General features: G+C 68.4%; 13 protein-coding genes, 1 tRNA gene and 2 pseudogenes. 9 read left to right on the top strand and 7 right to left on the bottom strand.

All coding sequences use genetic code 11. From position 1 onward, the window contains the following. On the bottom strand, positions 1-192 hold a 192-nt coding region (locus H537_RS55020; RefSeq protein WP_211235028.1), incomplete at its 3' end, for a hypothetical protein. 115 nt (positions 193-307) lie between these two features. Further along, positions 308-727, bottom strand: coding sequence for a M10 family metallopeptidase C-terminal domain-containing protein (locus H537_RS0117765; RefSeq protein ID WP_028998937.1), 420 nt, complete (start codon positions 725-727; stop codon positions 308-310). A 73-nt stretch (positions 728-800) separates the two neighbouring features. On the opposite strand from H537_RS0117765, the pseudogene H537_RS56805 reads away from it, so the two are divergent. After that, positions 801-1,788 (top strand): annotated as a pseudogene (locus tag H537_RS56805) (ISAs1 family transposase); the annotation flags it as partial. Positions 1,789-1,821: 33 nt separating this feature from the next. Here the strand turns inward: H537_RS56805 and H537_RS54470 are convergent. From H537_RS54470 to H537_RS0117740, 3 genes are all read right to left on the bottom strand, one after another. Continuing rightward, the gene (locus tag H537_RS54470) at positions 1,822-2,367 is read right to left on the bottom strand and encodes a zinc metalloprotease (protein WP_169517038.1); all 546 of its coding nucleotides are present in this window, start codon (positions 2,365-2,367) and stop codon (positions 1,822-1,824) included. 328 nt (positions 2,368-2,695) lie between these two features. Beyond that, positions 2,696-4,789, bottom strand: a complete 2,094-nt coding sequence (locus tag H537_RS0117745; protein ID WP_028998935.1) for a sodium:solute symporter family protein — start codon at positions 4,787-4,789, stop codon at positions 2,696-2,698. Position 4,790: 1 nt separating this feature from the next. Further along, a complete protein-coding gene (locus tag H537_RS0117740; protein ID WP_084150779.1) occupies positions 4,791-5,105 on the bottom strand; it encodes a DUF4212 domain-containing protein in 315 nt (104 codons plus the stop codon). 137 nt (positions 5,106-5,242) lie between these two features. Between H537_RS0117740 and prfB the strand changes: the two genes are divergently transcribed. The 8 genes from prfB to H537_RS0117695 all read left to right on the top strand — a co-directional run bounded on the left by prfB (position 5,243) and on the right by H537_RS0117695 (position 14,744). Next, a protein-coding gene (prfB, locus tag H537_RS0117730) for a peptide chain release factor 2 (RefSeq protein ID WP_156901800.1) occupies positions 5,243-6,347 on the top strand; the annotation gives its coding sequence in 2 pieces (ribosomal slippage) (positions 5,243-5,323 and positions 5,325-6,347; 1,104 coding nt in all). A 130-nt stretch (positions 6,348-6,477) separates the two neighbouring features. Then, entirely contained in the window at positions 6,478-9,186 is a 2,709-nt protein-coding gene (pepN, locus tag H537_RS0117725; protein WP_028998932.1) for an aminopeptidase N, read from the top strand. 43 nt (positions 9,187-9,229) lie between these two features. Beyond that, positions 9,230-10,246, top strand: coding sequence for a class 1 fructose-bisphosphatase (locus H537_RS0117720; protein ID WP_028998931.1), 1,017 nt, complete (start codon positions 9,230-9,232; stop codon positions 10,244-10,246). A 200-nt stretch (positions 10,247-10,446) separates the two neighbouring features. Further along, positions 10,447-10,522: transfer RNA gene (locus tag H537_RS0117715), tRNA-Thr, on the top strand. Between the two features lie 120 nt (positions 10,523-10,642). Continuing rightward, entirely contained in the window at positions 10,643-11,614 is a 972-nt protein-coding gene (locus tag H537_RS0117710; protein WP_028998930.1) for a glucokinase, read from the top strand. Positions 11,615-11,644: 30 nt separating this feature from the next. Further along, positions 11,645-12,550 (top strand): DUF72 domain-containing protein, encoded by a 906-nt coding sequence (locus H537_RS0117705; protein WP_028998929.1) that lies wholly within the window; start codon positions 11,645-11,647, stop codon positions 12,548-12,550. 105 nt (positions 12,551-12,655) lie between these two features. Next, positions 12,656-13,873, top strand: a complete 1,218-nt coding sequence (locus tag H537_RS43870) for a DUF3182 family protein (RefSeq protein ID WP_084150778.1) — start codon at positions 12,656-12,658, stop codon at positions 13,871-13,873. 22 nt (positions 13,874-13,895) lie between these two features. Further along, on the top strand, positions 13,896-14,744 hold the full coding sequence (locus H537_RS0117695) for an alpha/beta hydrolase family protein (protein ID WP_028998928.1): 849 nt from the start codon (positions 13,896-13,898) through the stop codon (positions 14,742-14,744). A gap of 9 nt (positions 14,745-14,753) precedes the next feature. Here H537_RS0117695 and H537_RS0117690 read toward each other — a convergent pair whose 3' ends face one another. After that, positions 14,754-15,671: a LysR family transcriptional regulator gene (locus H537_RS0117690; RefSeq protein ID WP_028998927.1), complete on the bottom strand. Its 918-nt coding sequence runs from the start codon at positions 15,669-15,671 to the stop codon at positions 14,754-14,756. Positions 15,672-15,692: 21 nt separating this feature from the next. After that, positions 15,693-16,052 (bottom strand): annotated as a pseudogene (locus H537_RS0117685) (IS701 family transposase); the annotation flags it as partial.

The raw sequence follows: 16,052 nt of genomic DNA, 5'->3' as shown, positions 1-16,052 counted from the left end.
CACGCGATGAAAGTTCACGAAATGCGGCTCGTACGCCAGTCCCAGTACCCGCAGTACGCTGGCTACCGTGCGCGCTCCGGGCACCAGCACTGCACCCATGAGCAGTAGCTGGGCATGCTGCCAAGTCCGCTGACAAAACAGCCCCGCGAAGCACAAAATGACCTGCGCGAAGCGGGTCGGCAGAGCAGACATGGTCTTCTCCCTTGGCCGGGGAAAGAAGTCAGTCTACGAGCCGGGCCGCTTCGCCTTTGCAGCGCGGGAATGGCCAAAGTCCAGCTCGTAGGCAATGGCCAATTTATTCGTCATGTCATTGCAGGACGAGAAATTTTCCGGCCTCCAGGAAAATGGTGGACGACGTGCTCCACCCGCTCAGGTCCAGCGTATCGTTTCCAGCGGAATCGAAAATTGTCAGAATGGGGTGCAGGTTCAGCGAAAAATCGTACAACTCCGCCCGTCCGGGATCGGCGTTGTAATTGAAGCCATAGACGGTGTTGCCTGTGCGCGTGGTGGTGGAAACGCCGTAAATACTCTGGATGGCCAGCACGTCGCTGAGCATCGGGGTCTGGGCCGAATAGGCGATGCCGTCGGGGCCCGTCCAATCCGCCTGCTGCACCGCGGGATCGACATAGGGTGCACTGCCTTCGGGCCCGAAGTAGGACATGATCGAGTAGACCTGCGAGGCCTGGAACGAGCCCGGCAACGCACCGCCGCCGTTGTAGTCGCCCATATGGTCCAGACCCCAGGGCTGTTCACTTCTGCCAAAGATAATGGCGAGCCGGTAATGCAATGACGGCAAGTGGATGAAGACGTTGAAGGAATGCCTGGCGACGGTGAGCGACCCACGCCGGGCACAAGGCAAGCGCTACGACCTTGTGCACGCACTGCTGTACTGCGTGCTGGCGGTGGCTTCCGGGGCGACGTCGTACCGCAAGATCCACCTGTTCATCGACACGCACTGGCAGCGGCTCAACGAGGCGTTCGGCAGCGCCTGGAGGCGCGCACCGGCCTACACGGGGATTCGAAAGATCCTGCAGGGGCTCGATGCGGCAGAGCTGGAGCAGGCAATGCGCTTGATGGCTGAGGAGCAGCTGTGCGATGCACCCGAGGCGCCGGCGCAGCGTGCGCTCGTGGCGATGGACGGCAAGACGCTGCGCGGCAGCCTGGACCAGTTCGAGGATCGCAAGGCCGCTCAGGTGCTCAGCGCGCTGGCAGTCCATGAGCGCTTGGTGTTGGGGCACGTACTCATCGAGGGCGAAGGCAAGGACCACGAGATTCCTGCCGTGCAACGGCTCATCGAAGAACTGGACTTGGCCGGGTGCATCTTCACGTTGGACGCGCTACACCTGCAAAAAAACAGTTGACCAAGTAACGGCAACCGGGGCACACGTGCTGTGCCAGCTCAAAGCCAACCAGCCCCGACTGCATGACGCCATGCACACCCACGCGCAGCAACGCCCGGCCGCTGACTGCGCCTATGACTGCGATGTCGGGCAGCGCAACCGGATCGAGCAGCGCGAGGTGCGGGTGTGGGCACTGCCCCCGGGCAGCGGCGTGGAGCCTTGGCACGACCACTTCCTTACCCTCATCGAGGTACGCCGCACCACCGAGGTGTTTGATACCGCCACAGCTCGCTTCGTCCCCCGCGCTCAGGCCCCGGCGTACTACCTCAGCACGCTCAACAGCACCAAGGTGACCGCCCGAGAGTTCGCCCGCCTCGTACGCAAACACTGGAGCATCGAGAACAGCCTGCATCATGTGCTCGACACCACCATGGCTGAGGACGCCAGCCGCATCCGCCGCAATCCCGGCGTCTTCGCCTGTCTACGCCAACTCGCGCTGAACCTGCTGCGCGGCAACGGTGAGCGCAATATCTCCCAGGCCCTGTACCGCAATGCGCTCTCGCTCGACAAAGTGCTCAACTACGCAGGCATTTGGCAGAAGTGAACAGCCCTGGTCCAGACCCAGCGCTTGCCCGGCCTCGTGCGTCATGGCCAGGAAGGGATACGACCCCACCGAGAAATCAGGCCCCACGTATTCAGGATGGAGCCACATGGTGCCGCCATACTCCGTAAAATACGCATGCGCGTAATCCACACCCTCGTCGCTGAAGGCAATTTCTATATCGGAGCTGGCCGCATCCGTCTTCGCGAAATCGACCTTGATCAAGTCATCCCAGACACCCAAGGCCAATTCGAAATAATGGACTACATAAGGCGATGCCGGGATAAATCCGTCAGTTTCCGAATTTTCCGCGGTGAGGCCGTCGGTTGTCCGCGCCACGCGGTAGGTGATGGCCGCCCCCGCCCACCGTTGACCGTGGTCGAGTTGCTGGATGATTTCTTCTGGGGTCAGGACAGGAAGGAACATGGGCCGGGGACGGGTCGCGCAAACAAAAGTTCACACTCTAGTGACGCTCTTCCTTCCGCCCCACGACATCCATCACGCGCGCAGCCCCCATGCGCGTCTCGTTCGGTCACAGGCCCTGGGGGCTGTTCGCTCCAAGGCTTCTACAGCATCGCGCTGAACAGCGCCGGCACGCCGATCACGACCAGGCTGACCAGCAGCAGCTCGGTGCCGCCGAGCCGGTCGATGAGCTTCTCCAACCTGCGCATGGCCGTCTCCAACCGGGGTGTTGACGGCGGCAATCTAGGAGGCGTCGCCGGCACCCGGCTTGACGCACCTCAATTGATCCAGGTCATCCGCGGGTTTGTCCGGGGTGGCGCCAGCCGGCCAGCGCCGCCTGGGTCTCGGCCGAGGGCGCGCGGGTGAACAGGCTCAGCAGCACGATGGTGGCGAAGCCCACCGGCACGCCCAGCACGCCGGCGGAAACCGGGTGCAGGCCCCACCACAGCTCCAGCGGCGCGTCGATGTGGAAGACGCGGCGCAGCCAGGGCTGGGTCAGCACCATGTAGGACGCCGCGGTGGCCAGCCCCAGCACCATGCCCCAGCAGGCGGCCACGCGCGTGGCGCGCTTCCAGAAGATGCCCAGCACCAGCGCCGGGAAGAAGGCCGAGGCCGCCAGCGAGAAGGTGGCCGACACCAGGAACAGGATGTCCGCCGGCTTGTGCGCCGCCACCGCCGCCGCCGCCAGCGCCACCACCAGCAGCAGCGCCTTGGAGATGGTCACGCGCCGCGCCGTGCCCGCGCCGGGGTTGATGACGCGGTAGTAGGTGTCGTGGCTCAGCGCGTTGGAGATGGTCAGCAGCAGCCCGTCGGCGGTGGACAGCGCCGCGGCCAGCCCGCCGGCGGCCACCATGCCGGCGATCACGTAGGGCAGCCCGGCGATCTCCGGAGTGGCCAGCATGATGATGTCGCCGCCGATCTTCATCTCCCCGAGCTGGAAGATGCCGTCGCCGTTGATGTCCTGCACCGACAGCAGCCCCGGATCGACCTTGGACCAGTTGGCGATCCACGCCGGCAGCCGGTCGAAGGGCGTGCCCACCAGCACGTTGAAGATTTCGTACTTCACCAGCACCGCCAGCGCCGGCGCCGTCACGTAAAGCAGCAGGATGAAGAACAGGCTCCACGCCACCGAGGCGCGCGCCTCGCGCACCGAGGGCGTCGTGTAGTAGCGCGTGAGCACGTGCGGCAGCGCCGCGGAGCCCACCATCAGGCAGAACACCAGCGCCAGGAAGTTGCGCCGCGAGGACTCGGGGCTGCTGCGCGCCAGCGGGTCGCCGTCGGGCTCGCCGGCAAAGGGCACGGCGTGCTCGGGCATCCCGGCCAGCGGGCGGGCGCGCGCCTCGTTGGCGGCCTTCTCCGCCTCCCACATGCGCCGCGCCTCGGCCTCGTTGTTGGGCAGCTGCGCCAGCGCCCGCTCCGCGGCGTGGATCTCGGACTGCGGCGCGTTGGTGTGCTTGAGCCGCGCCACGCGCGCCTTGGCGGAATCGACCTCCGCCTCCAGCGCCGCGGGAACGTTCTCCAGGCGGCGCGCGTAGGCGTCGGCGCGGCCCTGGAAGGTGGCGATCACCTCCTTCTCGCGCGGGTCGGCCTTGAGCTGCTGCTCGCGCTCGCTGACTTTCTCCAGCTGCACGCCGTAGACCACCAGCGGCAGCGGCAGCCCGGTCTGCTTGGCCGCCAGCCAGCACACCGGCACCAGGTAGGCCAGGATCAGCACGATGTACTGCGCCACCTGCGTCCAGGTCACGGCGCGCATGCCGCCCAGGAACGAGCACACCAGGATGCCGCCCAGGCCCACGAACACGCCCACCTCGAAGGGCAGCCCGGTCAGCCGCGCCGTGATCAGGCCCACGCCGTAGATCTGCGCCACCAGGTACATGAAGCTCACCAGGATGGCGCAGGCCACGCCGATGAGCCGCGGCAGGTGGCCCTCGTAGCGCGCGCCCAGAAAGTCGGGAATCGTGTACTGGCCGAACTTGCGCAGGTACGGCGCCAGCAGCAGCGCCATGAGGCAGTAGCCGCCGCTCCAGCCCATGACGTAGGCCAGGCCGCCGAAGCCGCTGAGGTACAGCGTGCCGGCCATGCCGATGAAGGAGGCCGCGCTCATCCAGTCCGCGGCGATGGCCATGCCGTTGTAGAAGGCGGGCACGCGCCGGCCCGCCACGTAGTACTCGGCCGGGTCGGTGGTCCGGCTCAGGATGCCGATGCCCGCGTACAGCAGCACCGTCAGCAGCAGGAAGCTGAAGCCGATCCAGCGCTTGGACAGTCCCGCCACCTCCTCGGCCAGGCCCAGCAGCAGCACGAAGGCCACGAAGGACAGCGCGAAAGACAGGTAGATGCGGTCCAGCCGGGAGCGGAAGCGCGCGTCCTGCAGCGGCGGCACGGCCATCTCAGGGCTCCTCGTCCAGCCCGCTGGCGGCGTCGATGCGGCCCATCGCCCAGGCGTACACCACCACCACCAGCAGGAACACCAGCAGCGCGCCCTGCGAGGCGATCCAGAAGCCCAGCGGCCAGCCGAAGAAGCGCTGGCGCAGCTCCGCGGCGAAGAACACCGGCACGAAGCTCGCGCCGAACCACACCAGCAGCAGCACCGCGGTCAGCACGCGCGTGCGCCGCCAGTGCCGCGTCAGCGCAGGCGCGGGCGCGATCGGCACCGCGGCGGCGTCGTTGGGGATGTCGGCCTGTAGGCGGCCTTGGGCTTGCATGTCTCCTCCGGTGCGCGGCGGGCCTTGCACCCGCCGCCGGTGTGGGATTGTCTTACAACGCCTGTGCCCCCCGTCCAGGCAAGAGCGCGTGCGAAAATCCCACCCTTTCAAGCATCAACGACCGCGGGTCCCCACACATGGACATCGAACGCATCAACGCCATCGGCAGCCTGCTGTCCGACCTGAGCGAGCGCACCCAAGCGCTAAGGGGGTATCTTTGACTACGACCGCAAAGCGCTCCGCCTGAACGAAGTCAACGCCGCGCTGGAGAACCCCAGCGTCTGGAACGAGCCCAAGCGCGCCCAGGAGCTGGGCCGCGAGAAGAAGTCGCTAGAGACGGTGGTCGAGACCATCAACCACCTCGAGCGCAACCTCGGCGACAACCTCGAACTCTGGGAGATGAGCAAGGCCGACGAGGACTTCGCGGCCCTGGAGCACATCGAGACCGAGGCGCAGCAGTTGCAGGCCACGGTGGAGCAGCTGGAGTTCCGCCGCATGTTCAACAACCCGGCCGACCCCAGCAACTGCTTCATCGACATCCAGGCCGGCGCCGGCGGCACCGAGGCCTGCGACTGGGCCAGCATGCTGTTGCGCCAGTACCTCAAGTACTGCGAGCGCAAGGGCTTCAAGACCGAGGTCATGGAAGAGACCGAGGGCGACGTGGCCGGCATCCGCAGCGCCACGATCAAGGTGGAAGGCGACTACGCCTTCGGCCACCTGCGCAGCGAGACCGGCGTGCACCGCCTGGTGCGCAAGAGCCCCTTCGACAGCTCCGGCGGGCGCCACACCAGCTTCGCGTCGCTGTTCGTCTACCCGGAGGTCGATGACTCGATCGAGATCGACATCAACCCGGCCGACGTGCGCACCGACACCTTCCGCGCCTCCGGCGCGGGCGGCCAGCACATCAACAAGACCGACTCGGCGGTGCGGCTGACGCACATCCCCACCGGCATCGTCGTGCAGTGCCAGAACGACCGTTCGCAGCACCGCAACCGCGACGAGGCCTGGCAGATGCTGCGCTCGCGCCTGTACGAGCACGAGATGCGCAAGAAGATGGCCGAGCAGCAGAAGCTGGAGGATGCCAAAACCGACGTGGGCTGGGGCCACCAGATCCGCTCCTACGTGCTGGACCAGAGCCGCATCAAGGACCTGCGCACCAACGTCGAGATCTCCAACACCCAGAAGGTGCTGGACGGCGACCTCGACGCCTTCATCGCCGCCAGCCTCAAGCAGGGCCTGTAAGCCCTAGACCCCGTTCGCCCTGAGCTTGGTCGTTAGGCTCGCAGCCCGTGACCGGGCGGCAGGCTTCGACCAGGCCCGGCCCGAACGGGACATCGATCAACCTCAGAGACACGCACCGGAGCAGCAGCACATGCGCGAAGGCACCGCCCAACTCGTCCGCCGCGAGGACTACCTCGCGCCGGCCTACCGCATCCGCAGCGTCGAGCTGGCATTCGACCTGGAGCCGGCCAAGACGCTGGTGAGCTCCAAGCTGCGCATCGAGCGCGACGCGCAGGCTGCGCCGCAGCCGCTGCGCCTGCACGGCGAGGGCCTCACGCTGCTGCGCGTGCTGGCCAACGGCGAGAGCGTGAGCTTCCGCCACGAGGACGGCACGCTCGTGATCGACCATCCGCCCGAGGATGCGAGCTTCACGCTGGAGATCAAGAACAGCTGCTGCCCTGAGAAGAACACCGAGCTCTCCGGCCTCTACACCAGCGGCAACGGCTTCTTCACGCAGTGCGAGGCCGAAGGCTTCCGCCGCATCACCTACTTCCTGGACCGCCCCGACGTGATGGCGGTCTACACGGTGACGCTGCGCGCGGACAAGGCGAGGTTCCCGGTGCTGCTGAGCAACGGCAACCTCGTGGAACAGGGCGATCTGCCAGCCGGCCGCCACTACGCCAAGTGGCACGACCCCTTCCCCAAGCCCAGCTACCTCTTCGCCCTGGTGGCGGCGGACTTGGTGGCGCGCGAGCAGAAGATCCGCACCCGCTCCGGCAAGGAGCACCTGCTGCAGGTGTACGTGCGCCGCGGCGACCTGGACAAGACCGAGCACGCGATGAACTCGCTCATCGCCTCGGTGGTGTGGGACGAGGCGCGCTTCAAGCTGCCGCTGGACCTCGAGCGCTTCATGATCGTGGCGGTCGAGGACTTCAACATGGGGGCCATGGAGAACAAGGGCCTCAACATCTTCAACACCAAGTACGTGCTGGCCAGCCCGGCCACGGCCACCGACGTGGACTTCTTCGGCGTCGAGAGCGTGGTGGCGCACGAGTACTTCCACAACTGGACCGGCAACCGCGTCACCTGCCGCGACTGGTTCCAGCTCAGCCTCAAGGAAGGCCTGACGGTCTTCCGCGACCAGGAATTCTCGATGGACATGAGCGGCGGCGCCAGCGCGCGCGCCGTGCGCCGCATCGAGGACGTGCGCCAGCTGCGCTCGGCCCAGTTCCCCGAGGACGCCGGCCCCATGGCGCACCCGGTGCGTCCCGACAGCTACGTCGAGATCAACAACTTCTACACCGCCACCGTCTACGACAAGGGTTCGGAAGTCGTGCGCATGATGTCCACGCTGGTGGGCCGCGAGGGCTTCGCCAAGGGCATGAGCCTCTACTTCGAGCGCCATGACGGCCAAGCCGTGACCTGCGATGACTTCGCCCAGGCCATCGCGGACGCCAACCCCGGCAGCGCGCTGAGCACGCGGCTCGAAGGCTTCAAGCGCTGGTACGCGCAGGCGGGCACGCCCGCCGTCACCGCGCGCGGCGTGTACGACCCCGAGACCTGCCGCTACACGCTGACGCTGCAGCAGCGCTGCGCGCCCTCCCCCGGGCAGCCGGTGAAGCTGCCCTTCGTGATCCCGGTGGCGATGGGGCTGCTGGCGCACGACGGCACGCCGCTGGCGCTGCAGCTCGAAGGCGAGGAAGCCGCCGGCCACACCGAGCGCGTGCTGGTGCTGGAAGAAGCTGAGCAGAGCTGGACCTTCGTGAACGTGGGCGCCGCGCCGGTGCCCTCGCTGCTGCGCGGCTTCTCCGCGCCGGTGACGCTGGACGACGGCCTGTCCGACGCCGAGCGCCTGGTGCTGCTGGCGCACGACACCGACGCCTTCAACCGCTGGGAATCGGGCCAGCGCCTGGCGCTCACGCGGTTGTGCGCCGCCGCCGAGGGCCATGCCCCGGCGCACCTGGACGACGCCTTCATCGAGGCCATGCGCACCGTGCTGCGCCACCCGGCGCTGGACGCCTCGTTCAAGGAGCTGGTGCTGCAGCTGCCCACCGAGGGCTACGTGGCCGAGCAGCTGGCCGTGGTGGACCCGCAGCGCGTGCACGCGGTGCGCGAGTCGATGCGCGCACAACTGGCGCAGCACCTGCACGCCGACTGGGCCTGGGCCTGGGAGCACCACCAGCTGCACGAGGGCTACCAGCCCACGGTGGCGCAGGCCGGGCGCCGCGCGCTGGCGAACCTGGCGCTGTCGATGCTGTGCCTGCACGCGCAGCGCAGCGGCGACCCGGTGTGGCCGGGCCGCGCCTACCAGCGCTTCAAGGACGCGGGCAACATGACCGAGCGGCTCGGCGCGCTGTCGGCGCTGGTCGAGTCGCACACCGAGCTGGCCGAGCCCGCGCTGGCGCGCTTCCACGAGCTGTTCAAGGACGACGCGCTGGTGCTGGACAAGTGGTTCGCGCTGCAGGCGCGCGCGCCGGAGCACGACGGCCGGGTGTTCGCCCGCGCCAAGGCGCTGCTCAAGCACCCGGACTTCTCGCTGCGCAACCCCAACCGCGCGCGCAGCCTGCTGTTCTCGCTGACGATGTTCAACCCGGCGGCCTTCCACCGCGCCGACGCGGCGGGCTACGTGTTCTGGGCCGACCGCGTGATCGAGATCGACGCCATGAACCCGCAGCTGGCCGCGCGGCTGGCGCGCGTGATGGACCGCTGGCGCAAGCTGGCCGAGCCCTACCGCGGCGCGGCGCGCGAGGCGATCCAGCGCGTGGCCTCTAGGCCCGACCTCTCCAACGACGTGCGCGAGATCGTCATGCGCGCGCTGGCCGACGACGTGAGCGTGGCCACCGAGGCCGTCGCGGCCTGACGAGTCCGAATCCCATCAGCATTTTTCGCAGGAGGCAGCATCCATGAGCCATCGAGTCAGTCTGACCCAGTACTTGGTCGAGCAGCAGCGCGAGCACGACAACATCCCGGCGCAGCTGCGGCTGCTGATCGAGGTGGTGGCGCGCGCGTGCAAGCGCATCGCCATCGCCGTGAACAAGGGCGCGCTGGGCGAGGTGCTGGGCAGCGCCGGCAGCGAGAACGTGCAGGGCGAGGTGCAGAAGAAGCTCGACATCATCTCCAACGAGGTGCTGATCGAGGCCAACGAGTGGGGCGGCCACCTCGCGGCCATGGCCAGCGAGGAGATGGATGAGATTCACATCATCCCGAACCGCTACCCGCAGGGCGAGTTCCTGCTGCTGTTCGATCCGCTGGACGGCTCCTCCAACATCGACGTCAACGTCAGCATCGGCACCATCTTCTCGGTGCTCAAGAAGCCGGCCGACCACGAGGGCGTGAGCGAGGCCGACTTCCTGCAGCCGGGGCGCCAGCAGGTGGCCGCGGGCTACTGCGTGTACGGCCCGCAGACCACGCTGGTGCTGACCGTGGGCGCCGGCGTGGTGATGTTCACGCTGGACCGCGAGCTCGGCGGCTGGTTCCTGATCGAGCAGGGCACGCAGATCCCGGCCGACACCAAGGAATTCGCGATCAACATGAGCAACATGCGCCACTGGGACGCCCCGGTGAAGCGCTACATCGACGAGTGCCTGGCCGGCACCACGGGTCCGCGCGGCAAGGACTTCAACATGCGCTGGATCGCCTCCATGGTGGCCGACGTGCACCGCATCCTGTGCCGCGGCGGCATCTTCATGTACCCGTGGGACGCGCGCGAGCCGGGCAAGCCCGGCAAGCTGCGCCTGATGTACGAGGCCAACCCGATGGCCTTCCTGGTGGAGCAGGCCGGCGGCGCCGCCACCAACGGCCACCAGCGCATCCTCGACATCCAGCCCACCAAGCTGCACGAGCGCGTGAGCGTGATCCTGGGCTCCAAGAACGAGGTGGAGCAGGTCACGGCCTACCACCAGGAAGCCGCGAAGAAGTGAGCCGCCACGGTTGAGAGGACACCGGCACGGGGTTTGCCGCGCGCTGCGCCCACGCACCAGCGCATTGCACAGCCCCCGTGTCCCACTTTCGTCGCCCTCTCAACCGTCGCCGCACCCCCTGTCGGAACGGGTTTGAAAAATTTCAAGCAAAAAGCTTGTCCTTCCCCTCGAACCTGTGCCATAATCTAATTCTTGTCAGCGCCGGTGTAGCTCAGTTGGTAGAGCAGCGCATTCGTAATGCGAAGGTCGAGGGTTCGACTCCTTTCACCGGCACCAACACCCTAAAACCCAGGTTCCTCACGGAACCTGGGTTTTTTCGTTGGGGCCTGCCCAAACGCCTTCGCGGGCGCGGCGGCAAGCTTTCGAACCTGAACGGGATTGGAGTGAAGCCTCGCCATGCAGCCCGGACCTGACACCATGCGCCTCGTGGGCGACGTGGGCGGCACCAATGCCCGCTTCGCCCTGCTCGACGACTTCGGCCACCTGCATTCCGCGTGCACCCTGCCGACCGCGGACCACGCCGACCTGGCCGCCGCCGTGCAGGCCTACCTCGCGCAGCAATCGAGCCGGCCCATCCCGCTGCGCGAGGCGGCCATCGCCATCGCCAACCCCGTCGAGGGCGACTGGCTGCAGATGACCAACAGTCCCTGGCGCTTCTCCATCGAGGCCACGCGCCAGGCGCTCGGCCTGCGGCGCCTGCGCATGCTCAACGACTTCGAGGCCCTGGCGCTGGCGGTGCCTGCGCTCAGCGACGACCAGATCGACCCCGTGGGCGGCGGCAGCGCCGTGGAGGGCGCGCCGCGCGTGCTGATCGGCCCGGGCACCGGGCTGGGCATGGCCTCGCTGGTGCGCGGCCACGACGGGCGCTGGGTCGCCGTGCCCGGCGAGGGCGGCCACGCCACGGCGGCGCCCACCTGCGAGCGCGAGGCCGACATCCTGCGCGTGCTGTGGAAGGAGTTCGACCACGTCTCGGTCGAGCGCGTGGCCTCCGGCATGGGCCTGGAGAACCTCTACCGCGCCATCGCCACGCTCGACGGCGTGCCGGCGCAGCCGCTGGGCGCCGCGGAGATCAGCCAGAAGGCGCTGGCCGGCAGCGACGCCCAGTGCGCCGAGGCGCTGCAGCGCTTCTGCGCGCTGCTGGGCAGCGCCGCCGGCAACCTGGCGCTGACGCTGGGCGCGCGCGGCGGCGTGTACGTGGGCGGCGGCATCGTGCCCAAGCTCGGCCCCTACTTCGGCACGTCGCCCTTCCGCGCCGCCTTCGAGGCCAAGGGCCGCTTCCGCGAATACCTGCAGGACATTCCCACCTTCGTGATCCGCGCCGAGGACCCAGCGCTGCTGGGCGCGGCGCGGGCGCTGGAACAGGGCTGACGCCACGGCGCCAATCGGAAGGGCGGTTGCATGGACATCCGGATCGGCACCGCATCGTGGACCGACAAGTCGCTGATCGATTGCGGGCGCTTCTATCCCAAGGAAGCCAGCAGCGCCGAGGCGCGGCTGCGCTACTACGCTACGCAGTTCCCGCTGGTGGAGGTGGACTCCTCCTACTACGCCATGCCCTCCCCCAGCACGGCGCGGTTGTGGGCCGAGCGCACGCCGGCGGACTTCACGATGAACGTCAAGGCCTTCCGGCTCTTCACCGGCCACCAGACCCAACCGAAGGTGCTGCACGAGGACCTGCGCCAGGCGCTGGCCTGGCCTGAAGGGCGCAACCTGTACTGGAAGCACGTGCCGCCGGAGATCCGTGCCGAGTTCTGGCGCCGTTTTCAGCAGGCGCTGCAGCCGCTGCAGGACGCCGGCCGGCTGGGCCTGGTGCACTTCCAGTTCGCGCCCTGGGTGGTGTGCAACCCGGCCGGCATCGAGCACGTGCAGGACTGCGCCGCGCACATGCCCGAGCACATGCTCAGCGTGGAGTTCCGCCACAAGAGCTGGTTCGACGAGAAGCACCGAGCGGACACGCTGGCGCTGCTGCGCGACTTGAGCCTGGTGCACACCGTGGTGGACGGCCCGCAGGGCTTCAGCAACAGCGTGCCGGCATTGTGGGAGGCCACGCACCCCGGCGTCGCGCTGCTGCGGCTGCACGGGCGCAACACCGAGAGCTGGAACACGGCCGGCCCCACCACCGCCGCCTCTGACCGCTTCAACTACGACTACAGCGAGGCCGAGCTGGCCGACATCGCCAGGCACCTGCGCCAGCTCGCCGCGCGCGTGGCGAGCTGCCACGTGGTGTTCAACAACAACCACGAGGACCAGGGCCAGCGCAACGCAGCCACGCTGATGCGGCTGCTGAAGTTGCCCCAACCTTGAGGCTTGCACGGGCGCCGGGCCCGGTCTGAGCGAGGCAAGGCCTGGGCACGACCGTTGCCGAATCCTGGGCATCCGGCACTTGCGCCGACCGATCCGGGGTTCCTCATGGCGAACGTAGCAGCTCTCCTCGTCCCGTCGGCCGGTGGCCGGCCTCCTCCCACCGCCGCCGTCGAGCCGGCCGGCAGCCCGCCCACCGCGCTCACGCCGCACCAGCGCCTGAGCTTCGTGGCCTGCCGCGCCGACGCGCGCGAGCACGAGCTGGCCACCCAACGCGGCATCGCACAGCGCCTGGCCACGCTGATGGGCTGCGACTTCACCGAAGGCGACGTCGCGCCCGACGCCAGCTACCTGCCCGGCGCGCTGGGCTACGTGGTGCCCAACGAGACCATCACCTCGCTGGAGGCGGCGCGGCGCCTGGGCATCCGCGGCGAGGAGGACCTGTTCGGCGGCGTGGTGCCCGCGCCCTTCGTCGCCAGCAAGATCATCACGCACGGGCTGATCCGGCCCGATGCCGCCGCGCCCGAAGGCTGGAGCAAATGTTTCGGCGAGCGCGTGCGCGACAGCGTGCTGCCCGGCTACTCCGTCTTCAGCCTGGACGACGCCCGCGAGGCCGGCGCCCGGCTGCTGGCGGACGGCCCGGTGCGCCTGAAGCTGGCCTGCGGCATCGGCGGCTCCGGGCAGTCGGTGGCGCGCGACGCCGCCGCGCTGCAGGCGCAGCTGGAGGCGTTGCCGGTGGATCAGGTCGAGCGCCACGGCCTGGTGCTGGAGCGCAACCTGGCCGACGGGGTGAAGACCTGGAGCATCGGGCTGCTGCGCCTGGGCACGCTGGTGGCGAGCTACTTCGGCACCCAGCGCAACACCCTCAGCCGCCACGGCCAGGAGGTCTACGGCGGCTCCACGCTCACGGTGGTGCGCGGCGGCTTCGAGCGGCTGGAGCAGCTGGCGCTGGACAGCGGCGATCCGGAAGCGTCGCGCGCCGTGGCGCTGGCGCGCACCTACCACCAAGCCGCGTGCGACTGCTTCGAAGGCTTCCTGGCCTCGCGCGCCAACTACGACGTGGTGCAGGGCCGCGACGCGGCCGGGCGCGAGTGCGCCGGCGTGCTGGAGCAGTCCTGGCGCATCGGCGGCGCCAGCGGCGCCGAGGTGGCGGCGCTACAGGCGCTGCGCGAGGACCCGCGGCGCGAGACCGCGCGCGCCTCCACCGTGGAGGCGCATGGCGATCTCGGTCCGCTGCCCGAAGGCGCCGTCCTGTACTACCGCGGCGTGGACGAGCACGTGGGCCCGCTCACCAAGTACGCGCTGCTGCACACCGACGAGAGCTGATTTTTCACAACCCAGGAGGCGCATGAGTACACGCGAGCAAGCCGTCGACATCGCCGTCGATGGCGTGAGCATCGACGGCACCGTCATCACGCCCGGCACCGCCATGCCCGGCGTGCTGTTCGTGCACGGCTGGGGCGGCAGCCAGGAGCAGTACCTCAACCGCGCGCGCGAGATCGCGGCGCTGGGCTGCGTGTGCCTGGCCTTCGACCTGCGCGGCCATGCCGACACCAAGGAGCAGCGCGAGTCCGTCTCGCGCGACAGCAACCTGCGCGACGTGCTGGCCGCCTACGACCGCCTCGCGCGCCACCCGCACGTGGACCCGAACGCCATTGCCGTGGTGGGCAGCAGCTACGGCGGCTACCTGGCGGCCATCCTGACTGCCGAGCGCAAGGTGTGCTGGCTGGCGCTGCGGGTGCCGGCGCTCTACATCGACACCGGCTGGGAGGTGCCCAAGGTGCAGCTGCACAAGGACCAGGACCTCAAGGCCTACCGCCGCAGCTTCATCAAGGCCAGCACCAACCGCGCGCTGCGCGCCTGCGCCGATTTCGAGGGCGACGTGCTGATCGTGCAGTCGGAGCACGACGACATCATTCCCCACCCCGTCATCACCAGCTACCGCGAGGCCTGCCTGCAGGCGCGCTCGCTGACCTACCGCTGCATCGCCGGCGCCGACCACGGGCTCACCGACGAGGCCTCGCAGCGTGCCTACACCGCCCTGCTGACGCAGTGGATGGGCGAGATGCTGGCGCAGGTGCGGCGCAACGGCGACACGGGCGCGGCGCTGGCGGGCAAGGCGGCGGCGAGCCGGCAGGCCGCCGCGCAAACCGCGTCCAGCGAGGTGGAGCCGGAAGCGCCGCCGCAGACAGGGTGATGCCGGCGTTCAGTCCCGGCGCCGCAGGGCCGCCGCCAAGTGGTCGATCAGCGCCCGGCACTTGGAGGGCATGAAGCTGTTGGGCGGGAACAGCAGGTAGGCCTGGCCCTGGTAGTTGGCCTGGAACTCCCAGTCGCCGAGCACGCGCACGATGGAACCGTTGTCCAGCGCGTCGCGGGCCATGAAGTCCGGCAGGCAGCCCACGCCCAGGCCGCCGCGCACGGCGTCGAGCCGGATCTCGCTGTGGTTGGCGACGTAGCGCCCTTGCACGACCACCTCCACTGCCTCGTCGCCCTGGCGGAAGCGCCAGCGGTTGTCGCGCTCCTGCTCGCCCAGGTAGAGGCAGCTGTGCGCCAGCAGGTCGCGCGGATGCGCGATGGCCCCCTTTTCCCGCAGGTAACGCGGCGCGGCGCACACGATCTGCCGCACCGGCATCAAGGGCCGCGCCACCAGCCCCTGCGGCGGATCAGGGGTCAGCCGCACCACCAGGTCCACGCCTTCGCGAATGGGGTCTGTATCCCGGTCCGCCACGACGAGCTGGATATCCAGATTCGGATAGCGCTCCAGAAAATCCATGAGCAAGGGATGCAGCACGTGGCGCGCAAATGCCTTGGGCGCGCTGATGCGCACCTGGCCGCGAGGCTCACCCACGAACTGCTGGGCCACCTGCATCGTGGCCTGGGCCGCCGCCACCAGGGCGCGGCAATGCTCGAAGGCCTCGATGCCCGGCTCGGACAGGCGCAGCTGCCGCGTGGTGCGCTGGATCAGCTGCACGCCCAGCTCCTTTTCCAGCCGTGTCACCTGCCGGCTCACGGCCGAGGGCGTCATGCCGAGCTGGCTGGCGGCGGCGGAGAAACTACCCAATTCGGCCACCCGCAGGAAGGTCACCATTTCGGGCAGGATTTTCAGGAATGCATTTGTTCCCACGGCGCAATACTCTTGTAGGACTTACGCAACGAGCACCATCCGCACCGCCGGGCTGCGCAGCTCGGCTCTTAGATAGTTGGACAGCATCTCGCGTTTGAGCTGATAGAGTGTTTTCCCGACCTGTCGCGCCTGAGCTGCCAAGCAATCCCAAACCAGCACGGCACAAGCAATATGGTTGCGCTGCATCCGGCCGCGCCGGCACTGGCATTTTTCCGCTCCAGTGAGCTGCTTGAATTCGCGATGAAACTGCTCAATCTTCCAACGCATGCCGCACGCTTCTTGTGTTGCATCCGTGGAATCCTGAGATAGATCGTTGGTCACGATCCAATCGATGCGGTGGGTGGACACCGGCACACGAAAGAGCTTCACCCGATGCTCAGG

The sequence above is a fragment of the Azohydromonas australica DSM 1124 genome, from assembly GCF_000430725.1.
Lineage (GTDB): Bacteria > Pseudomonadota > Gammaproteobacteria > Burkholderiales > Burkholderiaceae_C > Azohydromonas > Azohydromonas australica.
Note: the sequence above shows the minus strand (reverse complement) of the source record. Positions and strands in the feature narration are given on the sequence as shown.

What these genes read in the sequence shown, in the direction of transcription:
- H537_RS0117765 (WP_028998937.1), bottom strand. Translation starts at nt 727, where the DNA reads ATGGGCGACTACAACGGCGGCGGTGCGTTGCCGGGCTCGTTCCAGGCC.
- H537_RS54470 (WP_169517038.1), bottom strand. Translation starts at nt 2,367, where the DNA reads ATGTTCCTTCCTGTCCTGACCCCAGAAGAAATCATCCAGCAACTCGAC.
- H537_RS0117745 (WP_028998935.1), bottom strand. Translation starts at nt 4,789, where the DNA reads ATGGCCGTGCCGCCGCTGCAGGACGCGCGCTTCCGCTCCCGGCTGGAC.
- H537_RS0117740 (WP_084150779.1), bottom strand. Translation starts at nt 5,105, where the DNA reads ATGCAAGCCCAAGGCCGCCTACAGGCCGACATCCCCAACGACGCCGCC.
- pepN (WP_028998932.1), top strand. Translation starts at nt 6,478, where the DNA reads ATGCGCGAAGGCACCGCCCAACTCGTCCGCCGCGAGGACTACCTCGCG.
- H537_RS0117720 (WP_028998931.1), top strand. Translation starts at nt 9,230, where the DNA reads ATGAGCCATCGAGTCAGTCTGACCCAGTACTTGGTCGAGCAGCAGCGC.
- H537_RS0117710 (WP_028998930.1), top strand. Translation starts at nt 10,643, where the DNA reads ATGCAGCCCGGACCTGACACCATGCGCCTCGTGGGCGACGTGGGCGGC.
- H537_RS0117705 (WP_028998929.1), top strand. Translation starts at nt 11,645, where the DNA reads ATGGACATCCGGATCGGCACCGCATCGTGGACCGACAAGTCGCTGATC.
- H537_RS43870 (WP_084150778.1), top strand. Translation starts at nt 12,656, where the DNA reads ATGGCGAACGTAGCAGCTCTCCTCGTCCCGTCGGCCGGTGGCCGGCCT.
- H537_RS0117695 (WP_028998928.1), top strand. Translation starts at nt 13,896, where the DNA reads ATGAGTACACGCGAGCAAGCCGTCGACATCGCCGTCGATGGCGTGAGC.